The 17,973-nt window shown below is 61.6% G+C and carries 17 protein-coding genes; 13 read left to right on the plus strand and 4 right to left on the minus strand.

The window, feature by feature from the left end; genetic code table 11:
- Positions 1–86: 86 nt before the first annotated feature.
- From ASD83_RS20455 to ASD83_RS20490, 8 genes are all read left to right on the plus strand, one after another.
- A complete protein-coding gene (locus tag ASD83_RS20455; protein ID WP_056314262.1) occupies positions 87–506 on the plus strand; it encodes a VOC family protein in 420 nt (139 codons plus the stop codon).
- Positions 507–509: 3 nt separating this feature from the next.
- Positions 510–1,553 carry an NAD-dependent epimerase/dehydratase family protein gene (locus tag ASD83_RS20460; protein ID WP_082561386.1) on the plus strand — a complete coding sequence of 348 codons (1,044 nt, stop codon included), beginning with the start codon at positions 510–512 and terminating at the stop codon, positions 1,551–1,553.
- 55 nt (positions 1,554–1,608) lie between these two features.
- On the plus strand, positions 1,609–3,126 hold the full coding sequence (locus ASD83_RS20465; protein WP_056314264.1) for an ABC transporter substrate-binding protein: 1,518 nt from the start codon (positions 1,609–1,611) through the stop codon (positions 3,124–3,126).
- A complete protein-coding gene (locus tag ASD83_RS20470; RefSeq protein ID WP_156386071.1) occupies positions 3,123–4,079 on the plus strand; it encodes an ABC transporter permease in 957 nt (318 codons plus the stop codon). Before ASD83_RS20465 ends, ASD83_RS20470 begins: the two co-directional genes overlap by 4 nt.
- Positions 4,076–4,954 carry an ABC transporter permease gene (locus tag ASD83_RS20475; protein WP_056314266.1) on the plus strand — a complete coding sequence of 293 codons (879 nt, stop codon included), beginning with the start codon at positions 4,076–4,078 and terminating at the stop codon, positions 4,952–4,954. Before ASD83_RS20470 ends, ASD83_RS20475 begins: the two co-directional genes overlap by 4 nt.
- Before the next feature lie 2 nt (positions 4,955–4,956).
- Positions 4,957–6,588, plus strand: coding sequence for an ATP-binding cassette domain-containing protein (locus tag ASD83_RS20480; protein ID WP_156386072.1), 1,632 nt, complete (start codon positions 4,957–4,959; stop codon positions 6,586–6,588).
- Between the two features lie 9 nt (positions 6,589–6,597).
- The gene (locus ASD83_RS20485; RefSeq protein WP_056314268.1) at positions 6,598–7,578 is read left to right on the plus strand and encodes a Gfo/Idh/MocA family protein; all 981 of its coding nucleotides are present in this window, start codon (positions 6,598–6,600) and stop codon (positions 7,576–7,578) included.
- A 311-nt stretch (positions 7,579–7,889) separates the two neighbouring features.
- Entirely contained in the window at positions 7,890–8,957 is a 1,068-nt protein-coding gene (locus ASD83_RS20490; protein ID WP_244489246.1) for a PAS domain S-box protein, read from the plus strand.
- Positions 8,958–8,991: 34 nt separating this feature from the next.
- Here the strand turns inward: ASD83_RS20490 and ASD83_RS20495 are convergent, their stop codons facing one another.
- The 4 genes from ASD83_RS20495 to ASD83_RS20510 form a co-directional block, all read right to left on the minus strand.
- Positions 8,992–9,360, minus strand: coding sequence for a response regulator (locus ASD83_RS20495; RefSeq protein ID WP_056314269.1), 369 nt, complete (start codon positions 9,358–9,360; stop codon positions 8,992–8,994).
- Positions 9,361–9,525: 165 nt separating this feature from the next.
- Positions 9,526–9,903: a response regulator gene (locus ASD83_RS20500; protein ID WP_056314270.1), complete on the minus strand. Its 378-nt coding sequence runs from the start codon at positions 9,901–9,903 to the stop codon at positions 9,526–9,528.
- A 131-nt stretch (positions 9,904–10,034) separates the two neighbouring features.
- The gene (locus ASD83_RS20505) at positions 10,035–12,098 is read right to left on the minus strand and encodes a TadE/TadG family type IV pilus assembly protein (RefSeq protein ID WP_056314271.1); all 2,064 of its coding nucleotides are present in this window, start codon (positions 12,096–12,098) and stop codon (positions 10,035–10,037) included.
- A 47-nt stretch (positions 12,099–12,145) separates the two neighbouring features.
- A complete protein-coding gene (locus ASD83_RS20510) occupies positions 12,146–12,775 on the minus strand; it encodes a L,D-transpeptidase (protein ID WP_244489250.1) in 630 nt (209 codons plus the stop codon).
- A gap of 473 nt (positions 12,776–13,248) precedes the next feature.
- Here ASD83_RS20510 and ASD83_RS20515 point away from each other — a divergent pair, with 473 nt between their 5' ends.
- From ASD83_RS20515 to ASD83_RS20535, 5 genes are all read left to right on the plus strand, one after another.
- On the plus strand, positions 13,249–13,509 hold the full coding sequence (locus ASD83_RS20515) for a hypothetical protein (protein ID WP_056314272.1): 261 nt from the start codon (positions 13,249–13,251) through the stop codon (positions 13,507–13,509).
- 173 nt (positions 13,510–13,682) lie between these two features.
- Positions 13,683–15,209, plus strand: a complete 1,527-nt coding sequence (hisS, locus tag ASD83_RS20520) for a histidine--tRNA ligase (protein ID WP_056314273.1) — start codon at positions 13,683–13,685, stop codon at positions 15,207–15,209.
- A gap of 141 nt (positions 15,210–15,350) precedes the next feature.
- Entirely contained in the window at positions 15,351–16,415 is a 1,065-nt protein-coding gene (locus tag ASD83_RS20525) for an ATP phosphoribosyltransferase regulatory subunit (protein ID WP_082561391.1), read from the plus strand.
- Positions 16,412–17,116, plus strand: a complete 705-nt coding sequence (hisG, locus tag ASD83_RS20530; protein WP_056314275.1) for an ATP phosphoribosyltransferase — start codon at positions 16,412–16,414, stop codon at positions 17,114–17,116. Before ASD83_RS20525 ends, hisG begins: the two co-directional genes overlap by 4 nt.
- A gap of 12 nt (positions 17,117–17,128) precedes the next feature.
- A complete protein-coding gene (locus ASD83_RS20535) occupies positions 17,129–17,878 on the plus strand; it encodes a TSUP family transporter (RefSeq protein WP_056314276.1) in 750 nt (249 codons plus the stop codon).
- Positions 17,879–17,973: the final 95 nt, after the last annotated feature.

The following is a 17,973-nucleotide window of genomic DNA, read 5'->3' on the forward strand; positions in this document are numbered from 1 at the left end:
AGGGAGGGCAAGAGGGTCGAAAGCAACGGCAAAAGCCGGCTCGGCGATCCCCGGAAAAGGCTGCTCCCTTACTGTTTGGAGACGGCATGACACTTTCGACCGAAGCCCCCAGCACCTATGCAATCAACCATGTGGCCATCATGGTGCCGGACATGGATCCGGGCGTTGCCTGGTATCAGGACAAGTTCGCCGCCACCGTCATCGACCGTTGGGCCGATGCGACGAGCGGCATGGAGTGGGCCCATCTCTCGATCGGCGATTTCGTGCTCGAACTGGTGAAGATGCCCAATTTCAACACCTCGCCCGGCCGCATCTATGGCCTGCACCACATCGGCATCACCGTCGCCGATTGCGACGAAACCGTTGGTAAGCTCAAGGCCGCCGGCGCCGAAGTTTTCCGTGAGCCGTCCGATTTTGAACGCCACGCGATCCGCTGGTCCTTCGTTCGCGATTATCTCGGCAATACGCTCGAGATCATCTCGCCGCTGAAGACTGCAAAGGCCTGATCCGTGACCAGAGAAGCACTCGTCATTGGTGGCACGGGGCAGGTGGGTCGCGCTGCGGCGCAACGCCTCCTCGCGGATGGGTGGACCGTTACGGTCGCCCACCGCCAGCCCGGCACGACCACTGCGGGCGCCCAGTCCGTGCAGGTCGACCGCCAGGACGATGCGGCGATGGATCAATTGCTGGGGCAGGGGTTTGACGTCGTCGTCGATCTCCTCGCCTTCCGCGCCGTGCATTCGGCGCAGTTGCTGCGCAATGCCGGCTCCATCGGCTCGGTGATCATGATGTCCTCGGCCGCCGTCTATCAGGACGCCGAAGGCCGGACGCTGCAGGGCGTATCCAGTGTGGAATCGGCGCCAGTGTTTCTGGAGCCGCTATCCGAAGAGGCCGCGACCGTCGCGCCGGACACGACAACTTACGCCGGCAACAAGCGGGGCGTTGAGATCGCGCTGCTGGACTCCGGCATCAAGACGACAATTCTGCGTCCCGCCGGCATTCATGGCCCCTATTCGCCCCAGCCGCGCGAATGGTTCTACGTCCGCCGCATTCTCGATGGCCGCAAGGTTTTCGTGCTTGGCTATAGCGGGCGTTCGAGCCTGCATCCGGCTTCGGTCGATAATCTTGCCGCGATGATCGCGCTGGTAGCTCAAAATCCCGGTCACGGGATTTTCAATGCCGGCGATCCCGGTCGTCCTGATGAAAGCGCCATGGTTTCGGCTATTGCCGACGCTATGGGTGCTCAGATTGCGCAGGTGCTGTTGCCCGGCATGGCGCCGATCGCCAGCCCCTGGTCGCTGCCCACGCCGTTCTTTCTGTCAACGGAGCGCGCCGAAACGCTGCTCGGTTATCGCCCGGTCGCGACCTATCGGCAGTCGGTTATCGCCAATGTCGAGAGCATCGTCGCCGAACACAAGGCGGGCGCGCTGCTTGGCCGCTTGAGCGACCGTTTTGGCCCGCCGGGCCTTGGCTGCCAGGTGTTTGTCGGGGGCGGCGCCGGACCATTCGATTATGCAGCAGAGGATAAGGCGATCGCCGACCTGCTGAACTGAGGAATTCGGCTACACTTGGGACGGAGACCCGGTGGCCGCAATGAGGAGGATTTTTATGAACACGACCAAGAGACTGATGCTCGGCATTGCCGCATCGGCGCTGCTCGCCACCGGTTTTGTCAGCGCCAGCCACGCCGCCGAAGCGGTCGAACAGGCAACGGTGTCGCTGCCGGCCCCGGCCCAAAGCTTTGACCCGACTAAGACCGTGACGGCAACCGACCGCGCCGCATTCAGCCTTATGAACGGAACGCTGCTCACCCAGCAGATCGACGGCACCATCGTACCAGGCCTTGCCGAGGGCATCGAATATAGCCCCGATTTCACCGAAGCGACCGTCACCCTCAAGCCCGGTCTGAAATTCTCGGATGGCTCGCCGCTGACCGCCGCCGACGTTGCCGCCACCTTCACCCGCCACATGGCCGTCGAAGGCAGCGTGCTCGGCGCCATGATGGGCCGCGTCGCCGGCGTCGAAGCAACCGGCGACCTCACCGCGAAATTCACCTTCAAGGGCCCATTCCCGTCCTTCGGCGATTTCGCCTCGGCCGGCTCCTATGGCATCTATCCCGCCGCCGGTCTCGAAAAGGGCGAGGAATTCTTCCTCAATCCCGTCACCTCCGGCCCCTACAAAATCGCCTCCACCTGGGCCTCCAACAAGCTCGAACTCGTTGCCAACGAGAACTATGGCGGCGGCGCCCAGCCGGCGATTGCCAATCTGACCCTCACAGTCATCGAAGACGCCAATAGCGCCGTCGGCCAGCTCCAGAGCGGCCAGGTGGACTATGCCGGCGATCTTCCCCCAAGCTTCATGCTCCAGCTCCAGGGCGCTCCGGGCCTGACCATCAGCTCCGTGCCGGTCTATGGTTTTTATGATCTGCGCATGTGGAACCAGAGCGGCGTCTTCGCCGATCCCAACATGCGCAACGCCGTCTCGGCAGCGCTCGATCGCGAAGTCATCGTCCGCTCCATCTGGGGTGATACCAACCAGCCGCTTGCCGGCTTCTGGCCCCCGAGCATGGCCTATTACGATGCGAGCCAGTCGACCTCCCGCGATCTCGATGCCGCCAAGGCCTACCTGGCTGAAACCGAATGCGCTTCGGGTTGCCAGGTCCGCCTGATGTATTCGGATCAGGAATTCGCCTTCTCGAGCCAGTTGGCCCTGATCGTCCAGAACCAGCTCAAGGATATCGGTATCGACGTCCAGCTTGAGCGTCTCGATGCATCGACCCTGATCCAGCGTCTCCGCGCCGGCGACTATGACATGGTGCCCGGCGCCATGGCCTCCGCCGCCAACATCCCCGACCACCTGCTCGGCAATGCGCTTCTCGGCACCGGTTCGCTCAAGGCCGAATTCACCGGCTACAATTCCGAAGCCATGGATGCGCTGATCGCCAAGGTCAATCAGTCGAGCGGCGACGACCGCGCGGCCGCTGCCGCCGAAATCGGCACCCTCTTTGCTGAGGATCGTCCTTATACGATCCTGGCTCCCTGGGTGCGTGGCGCTGCCACCAGCCTTCCCGAAGGCACCGTGTCCCTCGTGGGCACCGGCATCGTGGTGGGAGGCCGCGACCAGTGACACTACGAGCAGGATGGGGGCAGGCAGCCGGCAAGGTGGGACAGTCGCTACTGACGCTAGCCAGCGTGATTGTCCTCGTTTTCCTGCTCGTCCGGCTCATTCCCGGGGATCCGGTTACCACCATCCTCGGGAGCGAAACCAGCGCAGAGGCGGAAGCCGCCCTGCGCACGGCGCTGCACCTGGACGTACCTCCCGTCCAGCAGTTCTTCGACTATATCGCCGGCCTCCTCCACGGCGATCTCGGACAGTCGGCTGTGCAGCGTGGTGACAGTGTCTCCGGCATCATAGCCGGGGCGCTGCCCACCACGCTTTCAATTGTTGCGGTGGGTATGCTGCTCTCGACCATAGCCGGCATCAGCCTTGGCCTAGCCGCGGCGCTGAGCCCCTATAAGGCTATAGACCTAACCGTCCGCACCATTGTCATGCTGCTCTATGCGACCCCCACCTTCCTCATCGGCCTTTTGCTGACCCTGGTCTTTTCGATCCAGCTCGGCTGGTTGCCCGCCGGTGGCTGGGCCGGGTCCTATCCCGATAATTTTCCATTCCTCGTGCTGCCCGGCATTGCCCTCTCGGGGCATCTCGGCCCGATCATTGCCCGCACCGTACGTCAGGCGGCGATCGAATCGAGCCAGCAGCTTTATATGGAAGCGGCTCTGTCGCGCGGCCTCTCGAAGTCGGCGCTCAACTTCCGCCATATCCTCCCCAATTCAGTCCTGCCGATAATCACCCTTCTCGGCATCAGTTTTGGCTCGCTCCTTACCGGCGCCATCATCGTCGAGGCCGTGTTCGGCCTCCCCGGCATCGGCTCGGAAATGACCAAGGCTGTCGCACGCCGCGATTATCCGGTCATCCAGGGCATCGCCCTGATGTCGGCCTGCGCCGTCATCGTCGGCAACCTCCTTGCCGAACTCATCTATCCATTGGTCGACCCGCGCGCCCGGAGTGCATCATGACCACTGCTACGCTTCCCCGGCCGTTCCTGGCCCAGGGCTGGCTCCGTGCCCTTGTCGGCACCCATGTCAGCCGCCTCGTCGGCATCGTCATGTTCGGCACCATCGTCGCCATGTGCGTGCTGGTGCCGATCCTCTCGCCTTATTCCCCCAATGACTTCGTCAACATGCCCTTCATGGCGCCAAGCTGGGCCCATCCCTTCGGCACTGACTCGGTTGGTCGCGACATTTTTGTGCGCACCTTTGCCGGTGGCAGCGTCGATCTCATCGCTGCCGCCTTCACCACTGGTTTCGCCGTCATCGTCGGCACGACGCTCGGCACTCTGGCCGGCGCCACGAAGCACCGTTGGGCCGATACGATCCTGATGCGCATTGTCGATGCCGTCATCGCCTTTCCGCTGATCATTTTGCTCCTGGCTCTCGTCGTGGCCGTGGGGTCGGACAAGCCATGGGGTTTTGCGCCGGCTGGGCTTCCGGCGGCGCTGATCGCCCTGATGTGCGTGCAATGGGCCGTCTATGCCCGTCTCGCCCGCGGCCAGGCTCTCGCCCTGCGCAATGCCGATTTCGTCGTCGCTTCGCGCGTCGCCGGCCTCAATCCCTTCAGCATCGTCATGCGCCATATCACACCCGGCGTGAGCCGCATCACGCTTGCCTACGCCATCGGCGACGTCGTGCTCGTCGTGGTGATCCTCGCCTCGCTCCCATTCCTTGGGGCAGGGGTACAGCCACCCGCCCCCGAATGGGGCTCGATCATGTATGAGGGCCGCGGGTTCCTGCGCAATGCGTGGTGGATCACGGTCATGCCCGGCGCCGTCCTGGCGCTCACCGGCCTCTCCCTCAGCTTCATCGCTGACTCCCTCCTCGATAACAGGCGGTGATCATGAGCACGTCCGATAATCTCGTCGAAGTCCGCAATCTCGGTGTGCTGCTCGCCGGCCGTCAGGTCATTCGCGACGTCAGCTTCGATATCCCCCGCGGCGGCGCGCTGGCTCTCGTCGGTGAATCCGGCTCAGGCAAGACCGTCACCGCGCGCGTGTTGACGGGCCTCCTGTCGCGCATCGGGGGCAAGGTCAATTCCGGCACCGCAACCTTTGATAGCCAGGATCTGGTCAATGCCAATTCCAGGGAGTGGCGCAAGCTGCGCGGCCGCATGGTTGCGCTGGTGCCGCAAGCCTCGCTCTCAAGCCTTGATCCGGTCATGCGCATCGGCGGCCAGTTGGCCGAAACAATCTCCGAACTCGACCCCGGCGCCGATATTCGCCTGCGCTCACTTGAATTGCTCGATCAGGTGCGCCTGCCGCGTCCTGCGGCCTTGTTGGAAAACTATCCGCACGAACTTTCGGGGGGCATGCGCCAGCGTTTGATGATTGCGCTCGCTCTTGCCGGCCGCCCCGAACTTATCGTCGCGGACGAACCAACGACGGCGCTCGACGTAACCGTGCAAAAGGACGTGCTGAAGCTTCTCGGCGATCTGCGCAAGGAAACCGGCATGAGCCTGCTAATGATCGCCCACGATCTCGCTGTTGTCGGCATGGTCTCGGAAAGCGTCGCCGTGATGCGCGGTGGCGAGCTGGTCGAAAAGGGCGCGACCGACAAGGTGCTGGGCGACCCCGACCACAGCTATACCAAGGCGCTCCTTGCCGCCCGCCCCGAACTCGCGCCGGTCGGTACGCCGCTTGCCGTGCTCGACCGCGAAACCGGGCAATTGCATCGTCCCGAACTGCCGGTTCTGCTGCGACCGCGCCAGCCCGAGCCCATCATTCGTGCCGAAGGCGTCGGCATGACGTACCACAATGCCAAGGCGCCGGCCGTCCATCCGCTCGATATCGATATCTCTGCTGGCGCGGCCATCGGCATTGTCGGCGAGAGCGGCAGCGGCAAATCCACACTCGGCCGCATCCTCGTCGGCGCGCAATTGCCGACCGATGGCACCGTGCTGGTCAAGGGCAAGAGCTGGCAGGACGTCAGGGCCAACGATCCCCTGCGCGGCGCCGTGCAGATGATCTTCCAGGACCCCTATGGTGCCCTAACGCCTTGGCGCACGCCGCGCCAGATCGTGGCCGAAGTCATTGCCCGCTGGCAGGGCCTGCACGGTCGTGCGACGCTCGAAGCGGCCGGCGATCTCCTCGACGATGTCGGCCTGCCGTTGCAGGCCATGGATCGGCGACCGGGTGGCCTCAGCGGTGGGCAGTGCCAGCGCGTCGGCATTGCCCGCGCGCTTGCCTGCCAGCCGCAGGTTCTGGTGGCCGATGAACCGACCTCCTCGCTCGATATTTCGGCACAGGCGCAAATCCTCAATCTGCTGATGCGCCTCCGCGCCGAGCGCAATCTGGCGCTGGTCATCGTCTCGCACGATCTCGCCGTCATCCGCCATATGACCGATGAGGCGCTTGTCATGCAGCACGGCCAGATCGTCGAGCGTGGTCCATCAAGCCGCATCTTCTCTTCCCCCGACAACGACTATACTCGCCAGCTCGTCTCTTCGACCCCGACGCTTCGGCGCACGGCTTGAGGTGACACCATGACCATCAAGCTCGCTCTGCTCGGCACCTGGCATGTTCATGCCATCCACCATCTGCAGGATAGCCGCGCCAATCCGCAGGCCGAAATCGTCGTGATCTGGGACAGTAATGCCAAGCGCGGCCGGGCCTTCGCCGCCGAGCACGGCCTCCCCTTCGAGCCGGACCTTGCCCGCGTTCTGACGAGGATCGACATTTCTGCTGTCGTCGTCGATACCGCCACGGTCGAGCACCCGACCGTCATCGGCGCCGCGCTCGATTCCGGCAAGCATGTTTTCACCGAAAAGGTGCTCGCGCTCGAAACAGCCGATGCGGAGCGCCTTGTCGAAAAAGCCCGATCCAAGGGGCTGGTGTTAAGAGTGTCGCTGCAGCGTCTGCGCGAAGCGCCGATCCAGACCATCAAAGCATTGCTCGACGCCGGCGCCATCGGCAGGGTCACCAGCAGCCGTATCCGCTATGCCCATCACGGCGCAGTGGGTACGCCCTGGATCCCCGCGCATTTCTTCAACGCCGAAGAAGCCGGCGGCGGCGCCGTCATTGACCTTGGTGCGCATGGCTTTTATCTCGGCATGTATTTCCACGGCGAGCATCCGTTGAGCATTCAGACTCTCTTGGCTGAGGTTGCGGGCGTTGGTGTTGAGGACAACACGGTCAGCGTCCTAGCTTATCCAGCAGGTGTGATAGCCGTCGCAGAGACCAGCTTCGTCTCCGGCTTCTTCGGCTACGCCATCGAGATCATCGGCACCGGCGGCTCTATCGCCGTCGGCCCCATCGACCAGCGTGTCATGCTCAAAAGCGCCGGCTCCGACGTCTGGCAGGAGCAACCCCAGCTTGCCCCACTGCTCGCCACCCTCGATCAGTTTGTCGATATCCTGTTGGGCGCTTTTGAAGACCCCACCCACCTCGAAACTGCCGTGTGGCTGACCAGAATAGCTGAAGCGGCCTATCGGTCCGCCCGAACCGGCGAACGGGTCGCCTTCTGACAGCACTGCCGTTCTCAATTGCGGGTGAGGATAGGTTCGGGCCCAAAGACATATTGCCCGGTGTTGAAACCTCTCCTTTATGAGGCTTAAAGCTCCGGTCAGGGACGGGGAAATCGTCGTCCGATCCCTGGCGACGCCCTTGATGGCGCATTCAAGAAAACCACATTGAACTTTCTCCGGCGCGATTCATTTATGCGATCAGAGAGGGATGCGATCACGACTATCAAGCGCCGTGCACACGAAGGAGCGCATCCCCTGAGATGCTTGTGCGACGGTTAGGCGAGCGGAACATCGAGAGGAGAGATGGAGGAGTGACGTCCCTTTCACCAACTGAGCAAGGCCAGGATTCTCCGTCGCAGCTAGAGACCAGCGAGCGTCAAATTCTGCCTTCACAGGGCGCGGGCGCTCAGGTCCCCGACGCGCGCGATTGGCTTGCGGCCATCATAGAAGGCTCCGACGACGCGATCATCAGCAAGAATCTCAACGGCATCATCCAGAGTTGGAATGGAGGGGCCACGAGACTGTTCGGCTATTCTGCCGACGAAATTATCGGCAAGTCGGTCACGATCCTGATCCCACCCGACCGGCTGGATGAGGAGCCGTTGATCCTTGCGCAAATTCAGCGCGGGAAGCGCGTTGAACATTTTGAGACAAAACGCCGTCGCAAGAATGGCTCGCTGATCGATATTTCGCTGACCATCTCTCCCATTCGTAATGAGAAGGGCGTCATCGTCGGTGCATCGAAAATTGCCCGCGATATCACCGAAAGGCTGGTGGCGCAGGAACAGCAGCAACTGCTGATGGGCGAGATGCGCCATCGCGTCAAAAACCTGTTCGCTCTGGCCAATGCCATCGTCTCGATCAGCGCAAAGTCGGCGCGCGAAGGCGACGTTATTGCAGATGTCCAGGCGCGACTATCCTCGTTGGCGCGGGCGCATGACCTGATCATGTCAGACCGGATGCTCGGCCCCGAGAATGAGCAGCATGTGGCGCTGCTCACATTGGTGCAAACCATTCTCCAACCCTACGCGATGGAAAATCGGATCAGCATAGGTGGCGACGATTTCGATGTCGGGGGCAAGGCAGTCACCAATCTGGCGCTGTTGCTGCATGAACTGGCGACAAATGCCGCCAAGTATGGGTCGCTTTCGGTGGGGACTGGCCGGATTGACGTCGATGTCAGGAGTGATGGCGATCGATTGCATCTCATCTGGCGGGAAACGGGCGGTCCCGTACCCTCGCTTGTCGCCGGGACAGGGTTCGGCAGTCGCCTCGAGCGAGGCTTGGCAAGCGCCTTGGAGGCTTTGATCGAGCGCGACTGGCAATCTTCGGGGCTCGTGGTATCAATCGTGATGGCGAAGGCGGCGATCTGCGCCTAACTCCGTAGACCTTTGGCTCTCGGATGGCCCCCGTTTATTGCGAAATCCCCGCCAATGCCCGGACAGCCTCTACAAGGTCTGCGCTTCGTGCCGGCTTTTCCAGAAACGTCGCACCATCGAAGGATCGCAGGCCGCCTGCAACGGCAGACCCGGTATAGAGAACGAATGGGACATTCAGGGACTTGAGAAGATCTGCCACCGGCGCCGTGTTTCCGTCGAGCACCTCGATATCGAGAATAGCCAGATCAGGAGGACTGAACTGGATCGTTTTCAAGGCATCGGCACAGGAGGCAACGTGCGTGACGGCCTGAACCCCTGCATTGAGCAGCGAAGCTTCCACATCGAGCGCAATGAGAATTTCGTCTTCCACATGAAGGATGTAGCGAAGCGGGGAGAGGTGCATTTCAAAGGCCTCGTTGGCGCAAACGCACCCAGGTTGGAAGCATTTCTCCGAACAAGCACAGCCGATGTTCTGGGTGAACGTGTACAGTGACCATGCGCAGGTCATTGCCCACCATGACCGGCGAACGCCGACGGCGCTACTAACTATGACATATGCGAAGCCGAATTAATGGAAAGCTGGAGGGCTGCCTAACTCAAGGATAGCCGCTTCGATCTCGGACGGCGCCACCGGCTTGGCAATCACCGGACGCCCGCTATAGATGCTCGACACTCTATGAGGATCCTTCCCTGTCGCGAATGCGAAAGGGACGTCTTGCTCGGCCAGCGCCTGGGCGATCGGAACCGCATCGGTGTCCGGGCCAAGCTCGAAATCCAAAAAGGCCATGTCTATGCCGCCGGACCGTACAGCGACGAGGCCCTCTTCCAAGGTGTGACATGGGCCGATGACCCAGTGCCCGAGATCGTGCAGGATTTCGCCAAGCATGATCGCGATCACAGGATCGTCTTCGACGAGGAGTATGCGTCTTGGGAGAAATTCGTACATCGTTAGGCCGCCTTGACGATCGTTGACGGAACCGAACCCTCTGAGCGGGTTCGTTGTTCCTTCACAATGCCGATCCGGCCTGATGTTTGGCGCAATCCGGACCACCCCCCATGAGGGTCGCCGTACCGCGCCTAAAGAGCCAGGCGCAGCGCCGAGAGTTCGTTGGCGATCGACGTGAAGTTATCTTTCAAGTCGCTCGATGCACTGGGAAACTCCGCCTTGTCGGTCGCGGAGGCGCAGCCTTTCAGCATGGCCTGCACGACCGCTGTGGTGCTCTGCGAGACTTTATCCGTCGCCAGGCCGATCGTGTAGATTTCGATGCCGGCCGCTTTGGCATTGGCGCAGGTGTCGGAGGTGCGCTGGTTCATTTGTTCGACGAGCTGGGCATTTGTGGCATTCATCTGGCCCAGACGATTGATGTTGCCGCCGCTAGTGGAGGTCGTGCTGGGGTTTCGCGAATTGTAGGGAAAACCGTAGGCGGTGTTGTAGCACTTGCCATTGAGCGTCCGCATCGCTTCATTGCAATGGTTTGACAGGTTGTAGTCGGTGTTCTCGCCGTCCGTCATGATGATCATGACCTTTTTGATCGACTCGTCATCAAGGTCGCCGCCCTCCGTAAAGGGCTCACCCGGGGTCAGCGCGCGGTAGCCCCACGCCGTGCCTTCATGAATATTGGTGCCGCCTTCGGCCGTCATGCTGTTGATCGTAGCGATGACGGTTTCAGGCACATTGGTCAGCGGCAAGATAGGTGTGCGTGTGCAGTCTGCGTTTGGTCCTGACGAGAACCCCTGGGCGCCTATAGTCTGGTGATACTTGCAGGTGCGCTCCTGCAATTCTCGCGTGGAAAGGCCGAACGGCACGAAACTACTGCAGTATCCGGTACGGGTCTGCGTATTACCCGACCCGGTCCAACTCGTGTACGTAATCGTGTTGCTGGACGTGGTGTTCCGGCAGGCGCAATTGGGCGGTAGCCGCCCGTAGAATGCGTTCTGATACATCGCGTTGCTGACAAAATTGATCGGCGAGCCGGTGTTGACCGTACCCTTTGTCAGGAATGGGTTTCCCCAGTTCCCATTCGACTTGATTCGTTGCTCCTCAATGTCGCAACGCGTGGCGCCCTGCGCCGGCCGATCGCATATGGCTGGGCTATCGGCATTGGCCGTCGCCCAGCCGATGGTGTTGAGATAGGTCGAGTTGATGATCGCCGCTGTATTGTTGATGTAGTTATTGCCGCCGGTGCCTGCCGCTAGGTCTGGAGCGAACTGCGGCACAAAAAGCGTATCTCCGGCCACCGGCGGCGTATCGTCGGTATCGAGGTATTCCGACGGTTCAGTGCCAGTCTTGATATGGGGGCGTGCGTCGACGCAGCCGCGCCACGTTTGACCCGTCGCAGCGAACAGGGCTTGCCGTGTCGGGAAATAATGCGTTCCCGACGTCAGAACGAGCCTGTCTTCATCATCGTCATTGTCGAAATTGTCGAAATGGATGGAAGACGCCCCCGTCTTGTCGATCCAGGCGGCGTTGGCATTGCCAGCCCCCACATTGACGAACATGGTGAACGGCACGATGCCGATGCGAACATCTTCCACGAGCTCTGCGTCCGCAGTCGGGACGCAGGTGTTGTTGTTCCTTCCTGCATCCTGAACAGCAGAATACATCAGGATATAGGTCGCGCATTTGGCCGCATCGATCAGGCTCGTCATGCGGTTTTCGCTCGCCATTGAGCCCGAATTATCGAGCACCATGACCACTTCAAGCGCCAGCTTCTTGCGCGTTGCCTCGGCTTCTATGGCTGCGCCCAATTCCGGTACGCCGACCAGCGCGACAAAGACGGTGGGTACGGTGATGCGGGCCTGGAAATAAAGCGACCCTTCCTCGCCATTGCCGCGGGTGGTCACGATCGTCGCGACGACGTCGTTGCGGCCAATGCGTTCGTCGAGGAAGGCTTGCGCCAGTCGCTGCACTTCGGCTTCGTCATAGTCTGATTCAAAAACGCGCGGCTGCAGGGCCAGCGCTGCTGCATCGAGCGCCAATTGGGCCCGGTTGCGGCCCTGTTCGAGCGTCACATAATCGACCACCGCGCCGCCAAGTGCCACGAGCACGATGGCCATGACGCCGAACATGACGGCAAAGGCGCCGCGCTCGTCGGCGAGAAAACGCCGGAAGAAGGAGCGAAGAACCGGTTTGCGTGCCATGACGGCTCCTGGGAAGGATTGCGGGGAGTTTTGCCGCCAAATCCTTGCTAAAGAACCACCACTTTCGTGTTCAATTGCACACGACCGTAAAGATCGATCACGTCTTCGTTGACCATGCGGATGCAGCCCGAGGAGACGTTCTGGCCGATGGTCCAGGGCTCATTGGTGCCGTGGATGCGATAGAGCGTCGAACCGAGATAAAGCGCACGCGCGCCGAGCGGATTATTGGGGCCCCCTTCCATATGGGCGGGTAGGCCCGGCTGGCGCTTGCGCATCTCGGCCGGCGGCGTCCAGCCCGGCCATTCGGCTTTTCGCGAGACGCGGTGCGTGCCGCTCCAGCCAAAACCATCGCGCGCTACCCCGATGCCGTATCGGAGCGCCCGTCCGTCACCGAGGACGAAGTAGAGAAAATGCGCGCGCGAATCGACGACGATCGTGCCGGAACGTTCGCCAGTGGGATAGGGAACGACCTGTCGCAGATAGACCGGCTGGACCTGATTGCTGGCCTGTAGCGCCAGAGCGTGGCGCGGGCGCTGGCTGGTGATGGTGACGCCGGGTGGCGGGGCAAAGCGCCAGCCGGGCTGAAAACGGGAATCTGCAAAGCCGGGCACGACCTGGGACAGCACCATTGCCGCCACCGCAAAACCCAGTCCAACCAACCGCATCGTTTTGACCATGATCATCGAGCCCCCTTTGGCACCTCGGCCAATTGTGCCCGCTAAGCCCCAAGGACCGGTCAATCGGCGTGGTAAAGGAAGCGCTAGAAATGAGGGTTAGCAGTCGGTTAAGGCTTGTTGTTCTGTTGCCTTGGAGCAACACGGTCCCTGCCTGCGACAGACTGCCTCACTTTGTCCTTGCCGATCACGGAACCGCGATCTAGAAGCCCAGTGTCCGCATTTGCCAACCGAGGGAGGCATTTTACATGAAAACCATGTTTGTCCGCCGTTCGGGGAATTGGCATAATCTCGCTCGCACCAACCGACATCCGGTACAGGGCTAATTCAGCCTTAGCGAGTCTCTCGGGTTCTTTGCCCCGCGGATAGTCCAACTCCAGCCGAAGCGTAGACCGACTCGTACTGCGTCCGCTCTCCGCTTTTTTCTTCCTTCATAACCAATGAGGCCGGTGGGGTTGCGCCCCGCTGGAGCAAAAATGTCTTCAAATGTGCTCTCCGAGCGCAGCGTCGTGCTGCGCCTTGAATTCTCCATCGCCGACGCCGTGCACCAGCGCGGTCTCGTCCCCGTACTTGCCGCTGCACTTGCCGCCTGGTTCAACCGCCCGCGCGCGCCGTCCGAATTGCCCGCTTACCTGCGGGAAGACGTTGGCCTGCCCCCGGTTGCAGAACCGCTTCAGTGGCACAGCATTCCTACGGCTTCTTTGATTCCGCATCGCAAAGGCCGGAGGGTGACGTGAGCGTCCGCGGCGGCCGGGGTCCCCCCGGCCGCTGCCACCCTCACCAATAGACACCCAAACTGTTGTTTCCCCAAAACCGATGGGCTAGAGCAGGGGTCCCGAAGGGGGAAGGATTTTGCGCGCGCTCTTTCGTGCAAAATCCTTAGCCTGCGCCCGCCTCCCAGAGTTATCAGATGACCGAAAAGACCAAGCTGATCGCCCCCCGCCTGCCGCGCGGCTTTGAAGACCGCACATCAGGCGAAATCGCTGCCGTCGGCCAGATGATCGAAACGATCCGCAAGGTCTATGAGCGCTACGGTTTCGATCCCGTCGAAACCCCGCTGCTCGAACTCACCGAAACGCTGGGCAAATTCCTGCCCGATACCGATCGGCCCAATGCCGGCGTCTTCTCACTGCAGGACGACGACGAGCAGTGGATGAGCCTACGCTACGATCTCACCGCGCCGCTCGCCCGCTATTTTGCCGAAAATTTCGAAACCCTGCCCAAGCCCTACCGCTCCTATCGCCAGGGCTATGTGTTCCGCAACGAAAAGCCCGGCCCCGGCCGTTTCCGCCAGTTCATGCAGTTTGACGCCGATACGGTTGGCGCCGCCGGCCCCGAAGCCGACGCCGAAATGTGCATGATGATGGCCGACGTCATGGATGCGCTGGGGTTGCAGGGCAAGTACATCGTGCGGGTGAACAACCGCAAGATATTGGACGGTGTGCTGGACGCTATTGGTTTGGCGGGCGCCACTGACCGACGGCTTGTTGTCATGCGTGCAATCGATAAGTTGGACCGCTTAGGTCCAGATGGCGTGAAGCTTCTACTAGGCGCCGGTCGAAAAGATGAAAGCGGCGACTTCACTAAAGGCGCCGGTCTCAGCTCAGAACAGGCTGAATTTATTCTGGGCGTATTGTTTTCAAGCGTAGCAGCTGAACAAAACGTCGCCAGAATAGGGGGCCCAAAAGGCGCTCTGCCACTCAGACCGCATGCCCACTTCCCGGTGGGCGAATTCTATCTCAATCAGGTCGGCCCGTCCTTCACTGAAGGTTTGGATGAACTAAGCCGAATGAAGAGTCTCTTTTATGCTTCTGGCTATGAACCAGACCGCATCAAGATCGACCCCTCCGTGGTTCGCGGCCTCGAATATTACACCGGCCCGGTCTTTGAAATCGAACTCACCTTCAAGGTCCAGAACGAAAAGGGCCAGGACGTCGTCTTCGGTTCCGTGGGCGGCGGTGGCCGCTATGACGGCCTCGTGTCCCGTTTCCGCCGCGAGCCCGTTCCGGCCACCGGCATTTCTATCGGCGTCTCGCGCCTCGCCAATGCGCTAAAATTGACGGGCAATCTCGGTGCCGAGGAGCCGGTTGGCCCGGTCGTCGTCCTCGTCATGGATAAAGACCAGACGGCGCGCTACCAGGCCATGGTGTCCGAGCTGCGCAATGCCGGTATCCGCGCCGAAATGTTCCTCGGCTCCACCAAGAACTTTGGCAAGCAAGTTTCCTACGCCGACAAGCGCAATGCGCCCGCCGTTATCATTGAGGGCAGCCAGGAGCGCGAACAGGGCATCCTGCAGATCAAGGATCTGGTTGCCGGCAAAGAGGCGTCAGAAGGCATTACCGACAACGCCGAATGGAAAGCCGCGCGCCCCGGCCAGTTCGAGGTCAAGCGCGAAGACCTGGTGTCGGCCATCCAGAAATTGCTGAGCGAGCAGTGAGTTTTATGCCCGACCCCGGCTGCTCCTTCAATCACCGCGTCATCCCCGCGAAAGCGGGGATCTCTGTGCGGACCTGTGATGAGATTCCCGCTTTCGCGGGAATGACGCCGCGTTTGTCAGGGATATTGGGGGACAGGCTGCATGACTAACGCCGCCATGCGCCGGGCCCAGCTCGAAGCTCTGGTCGAAGCCCAGGGCGGCTGTCGCGCCATCCCGCCTTTGTTGCTACCAGCCGATCCCTACTTCGATCTCGCCGGCGAGGAATTCGGCCGCCGCCTGCTGCTCACCACAGACTTGGTGGGCGCCGAACACTGCCTGCGGCCCGAATTCACCCTGCCCATCGTGCGCGACTACATCGCCGACGGCACGCGCCAGCCCGCTGCCTTTACCTATCTCGGGCCCATTTTTCGTCAGCGCGAAACCGGTCCGGCGGAATTCGACCAAGCCGGCATCGAACTGCTGGCGCAGCCTGATGGCGACGTGGCGCTCGATCAGGTTTTTACCTTCGCCCGCGCGTCGCTTTCCATCTATGGCCTCGTGCCGCGCATTCGCCTTGGCGGTGTCGGCCTTTTCGAAGCCCTGCTGGTGCAGGCCGATATGCCCGACGCCTGGCGCCCGCGCATTCGTCACCGCTTTGGGCACACCGAAGCCATGGAGCGGCTATTGGCGCGCCTTGAAGCCGCGCCGGATGCGCCCCGGCAGGAGCAACCCTCGCGCGATGTGCTGATCGAGGATGTTACGGCCCGTATGGTGTCGACGGGCCTCAGCCTTTCCGAGGGCCGCACGCCCGAGGAAATCGCCGACCGCTATCTCGAGCAGCAGGCGCTCGACGCCGCGCACGTTCCGGCCAAGACCCTGAAACTGCTGCGCGATTATTTCGCGATTTCGGGTGATGTTCTTTCGGCCCTGCGCCAGATCGAAGCGCTTGCCGAAAGCCATAAGCTTATGCTCGGCGCCCCGATCCGCGCCATTCGCCGTCATCTCGATAAGCTCGGCGAGGCACAGGTGAGTTTCGATGCCGGTTTCTCGCCGCGCCTCGATTATTATACCGGCATCGTCTTTGAAATGACCGGCCGCGACGGCGAAGTTCTCGCCTCGGGCGGACAATATGATCGCCTGTTGGAGCGCCTCGGCGCCACGACGCCCATCGCCGCCTCGGGCTGCGCGCTCTGGGTCGATCGCCTCGAAGCGGAGATTTCGGCATGACCGGCATCACCCTTGCCGTGCCCTCCAAGGGGCGCCTCGAAGAACTGACGCGCGAATGGTTCGCTGCGCGCGGCCTCACGATTTCCCGCCCCGGCGGCGCACGCTCCTATCTCGGGGTCATCGAAGGCGAACCCGACGTGACGGTGCGCTTTTTCCCGGCCTCGGAAATTGCTCGCGAACTCATCCGTGGCAATATCGATATTGGCGTTACCGGCCGCGACCTGATCCACGAGACCAGCGAGACCGGACCAGACTCCGTGCACTTTGCCCGGCCGCTCGAATTCGGCCATGCCGATGTGGTGATCGCCGTTCCCGAGGCCTGGATCGATGTCACCCATCTCCACGACCTGGCCGATGTCGCCTCCGATTTCCGCAGCCGCCACAAGCGCTGGCTGCGCATCGCGACCAAATATATCACCATCACCCGCCAGCATTTTGCCCGGGCCGGCATTGCCGAATACCGGATCGTCGAAAGCCTCGGTGCCACCGAAGCCGCGCCGGCGTCAGGCGTCGCCGATATCGTGGTGGACATTACCTCGACGGGTTCGACCCTCGCGGCCAATGGCCTGCGGGTGCTCGACGATGGCGTCATGCTCAAGAGCGAGGCCAATCTCATCGTGTCGCGCACGGCTGATTGGCCCGACGAGAAAAAGCGCAAGCTCAATTCTCTCCTCGCCCAGCTTGACGCTGTGCCCCTCTAGCCTGGCCCGCAAATGCTGGATCCCATCACCCTTGTTGCCCTGGGCGGTGTCGGCCTTCTCGCCGGCTTCGTCGATGCTGTCGCTGGTGGGGGCGGCATGTTGACGGTTCCAGCCCTGCTCTCGGCCGGTCTGCCGCCCATTGCGGCCTTGGCCACCAACAAGATGCAGTCGGTCATCGGCACGACGATGGCGACTTACACCTATTGGCGAAAGGGCTTTGTCTCGTTCAAGGCCCTGATCCCCTCGATCGCGGTAACCTATGCCGGTAGCCTGCTCGGTGCCGTCACGGTCAAGCAGATCGATACGTCGTTTCTCAATCTTGCCGTCCCGTTCGCGCTTATCGGGGTAGCGCTCTACTTCCTCTTTGCGCCCAATCTGTCCGATGCCGACCGGACTGCGCGCCTGGCCTTTCCCAAATGGGTTCCGCTCCTCGGTTTTGCAGTGGGCTTTTATGATGGTGTCTTTGGCCCGGGCACCGGGTCATTCTTCACCATTGGCTTCGTGCTGCTTTTCGGCCTCGGGGTGACCCGTGCGGCGGGCAATACAAAACTGCTTAACCTGGTATCCAACGCTGCCGCCCTGACCATTTTCATTCCGAGCGGCGACGTCGTCTGGCCGGCTGTGATGTGCATGGCTGTCGGGCAGATTATCGGTGGCTATGTCGGCGCTCATGCCGGCATTCGTTTTGGCGCGAAGCTCATTCGGCCATTGGTCGTGGTGATTTCCATCGCCATGGCGATAAAGCTGATCCTCTGGCCCTAGAGCATTTCACGTTTAGGTAGCTCTGTAGCCGGCGTTGGCGATATAATTTGCGCACTCAGATGGCTCGATGGCCTGTACGAGATGGCCAATGTGTC

This window comes from Devosia sp. Root685 (assembly GCF_001427875.1).
Lineage (GTDB): Bacteria > Pseudomonadota > Alphaproteobacteria > Rhizobiales > Devosiaceae > Devosia.

Bases quoted from the DNA above. Each gene is read 5' to 3' on its own strand.
- ASD83_RS20515 (WP_056314272.1), top strand. From the start codon at position 13,249: ATGTCTTCAAATGTGCTCTCCGAGCGCAGCGTCGTGCTGCGCCTTGAA.
- ASD83_RS20480 (WP_156386072.1), top strand. From the start codon at position 4,957: ATGAGCACGTCCGATAATCTCGTCGAAGTCCGCAATCTCGGTGTGCTG.
- hisS (WP_056314273.1), top strand. From the start codon at position 13,683: ATGACCGAAAAGACCAAGCTGATCGCCCCCCGCCTGCCGCGCGGCTTT.
- hisG (WP_056314275.1), top strand. From the start codon at position 16,412: ATGACCGGCATCACCCTTGCCGTGCCCTCCAAGGGGCGCCTCGAAGAA.
- ASD83_RS20465 (WP_056314264.1), top strand. From the start codon at position 1,609: ATGAACACGACCAAGAGACTGATGCTCGGCATTGCCGCATCGGCGCTG.
- ASD83_RS20525 (WP_082561391.1), top strand. From the start codon at position 15,351: ATGACTAACGCCGCCATGCGCCGGGCCCAGCTCGAAGCTCTGGTCGAA.
- ASD83_RS20495 (WP_056314269.1), bottom strand. From the start codon at position 9,360: ATGCACCTCTCCCCGCTTCGCTACATCCTTCATGTGGAAGACGAAATT.
- ASD83_RS20505 (WP_056314271.1), bottom strand. From the start codon at position 12,098: ATGGCACGCAAACCGGTTCTTCGCTCCTTCTTCCGGCGTTTTCTCGCC.
- ASD83_RS20510 (WP_244489250.1), bottom strand. From the start codon at position 12,775: ATGGTCAAAACGATGCGGTTGGTTGGACTGGGTTTTGCGGTGGCGGCA.
- ASD83_RS20485 (WP_056314268.1), top strand. From the start codon at position 6,598: ATGACCATCAAGCTCGCTCTGCTCGGCACCTGGCATGTTCATGCCATC.
- ASD83_RS20455 (WP_056314262.1), top strand. From the start codon at position 87: ATGACACTTTCGACCGAAGCCCCCAGCACCTATGCAATCAACCATGTG.
- ASD83_RS20500 (WP_056314270.1), bottom strand. From the start codon at position 9,903: ATGTACGAATTTCTCCCAAGACGCATACTCCTCGTCGAAGACGATCCT.
- ASD83_RS20535 (WP_056314276.1), top strand. From the start codon at position 17,129: ATGCTGGATCCCATCACCCTTGTTGCCCTGGGCGGTGTCGGCCTTCTC.
- ASD83_RS20475 (WP_056314266.1), top strand. From the start codon at position 4,076: ATGACCACTGCTACGCTTCCCCGGCCGTTCCTGGCCCAGGGCTGGCTC.